Annotated in this window: 1 protein-coding gene; it reads left to right on the forward strand. The window is 79.6% G+C overall.

The features are described from left to right. Nucleotides 1-195 precede the first annotated feature (195 nt). Nucleotides 196-1,754, forward strand: a 1,559-nt coding sequence (locus tag B7L92_RS38115; RefSeq protein ID WP_081241638.1) for a BACON domain-containing protein, incomplete at its 3' end; no start/stop codon positions are given.

Genomic DNA, 1,754 nt, shown 5'->3' on the forward strand with positions numbered 1-1,754 from the left:
GCCCCCACGCCCCGCGGTTCCGGCCCCCGCCGGGGCCCGGACGGCCGCGTCCGGGCGTCCGGACCGGGCGGTTTCCGCGCCCGGCCCGGCGGGCGGGAGGCACGTGTCCCCGATTTGAGGGATCGTTTCACCCGTACGGATTAAAACTGCGCAGGGCTCCGGAAGGGGCCGCCCCGGGCCGCCTACGGTCGCCGGATGACGAGCAGCGGCCCCGAGACCCCGACCCGCACGACCGGCACGCACCGGGCGCACCGGGAGGTGCGTGACCGCGGGGCCGCGCGCACGCTGGCGCAGCGACCGCCCACGCGCTACGAGCCGTACCTGGACGGCCTGTTCACCTACTGCCTGTCCGTGCTGTGCGACCACGACGCGGCGACCGCCGCGCTGGCCGACGTCCTCGCGCTCGCGGAGCGCCGCGGCCGGCACGCCCCGGACGCGTCCGGCGACCGCCGGGCCTGGCTGTACGCGCTGGCCCGCTGGGCGTGTCTGCGCAAGCTGGCGGAGGCCGGGCAGGAACGCCGGGCCACCCACGCCGGGAACCGCGCCGACCGGCAGCGGAAGGCCCGGACCGCCACCGCCCCGGCCGTCTCCGAGGAGGTCCGGGAGCGGCGCCGGAGCGAACTGGCCCTGCTGGCCTGGCCGGAGGCCGCCGGCACCGCCCCGGAGCAGCGCGAGGCGCTGGAGCTCGCCGTCCGCCACCGTCTCGCCGCCCACGAGGTCGCCGCCGTGCTCGGCATGGAGCCGGCCGCCGCCCGCGAGCTGCTCGCCTCCGCGGCCTGCGAGGTCGAACGCACCCGCGCGGCGCTCGCCGTCGTCGAGACCGGCGCCTGCTCCGGCGTGGCGCACCTCACCGGCGACCGCCTGCTCGTGCTCAGCGCCGCCCTGCGCCGGGAACTCGTCCGGCACGTCGACGACTGCCCGCGCTGCCGCCGCACCGCCGAACGGGCCGTCCCCGGCCGCTGGCCCGGCACCAGCGTCACGCCGGACGCGCTGCCCGTCCTGCCGGCGCCGCGCGCGGCCCTGCACGCCGCCCTGGCCCACCATCCGCGCGGGCGCGCCGCCGCGCCCCGCTTCGACCGGCGCGGCTTCCCGATGGACCCCAAGCACCGCATCGCCCGCAGGGACCGCCTCCGCGCGCGCGCCGTCACGACGACGGTCGTCGCCACCGTGGTCGCCGCGCCCGTGTTCGCGCTGTGGGCCGCCTACCGCGGCACCCCCGTGGGCGAGGCCCAGGACGGCCGCTCGGCCTCCGCGCGGGAGGACGGCGGCCCCGTCGACCTCGACGGCGAGGGAGCGGGCGTCGGCTACGAGAACACCGGCAACGCCGGCACCCGGCCGGGCCCCCGGTTCGGCAAGGACGGCAAGGCGGACGTGTCCGTGGAGGTCGCCGGTGTCCCCGGTGCCGGCCGCGCGGGCGCCGCCGCGCTGGGCGTCACGGCCGGCCACCGCGGCGACACCACGCTGATCACCCTCACCGCGACGGGCTCCGAGCCGGTCCGCTGGTCCGTGTCCACGGGGGCCTCCTGGCTCTACCCGAGCCGGACCTCGGGAACGCTCGCCCCCGGCGAGTCGGTGACGGTCAAGGTGTACGTCGACCAGCTCCGCGAACCGTCGGGACCCTGGAGCGCGGCCGTGGCGGTCTCACCCGCCGGCGCGGTCGTCACCATCGACGGCTACGGCACCGCCCCCGGCCCGCGCCCCGGTCACCCCGGCGGCCCGGGCACCGCGCACCCCGGCACCCCGGGCCGCCGGGG

It is taken from the genome of Streptomyces viridosporus, from assembly GCF_002078235.1.
Taxonomy (GTDB): Bacteria; Actinomycetota; Actinomycetes; order Streptomycetales; family Streptomycetaceae; genus Streptomyces; species Streptomyces viridosporus.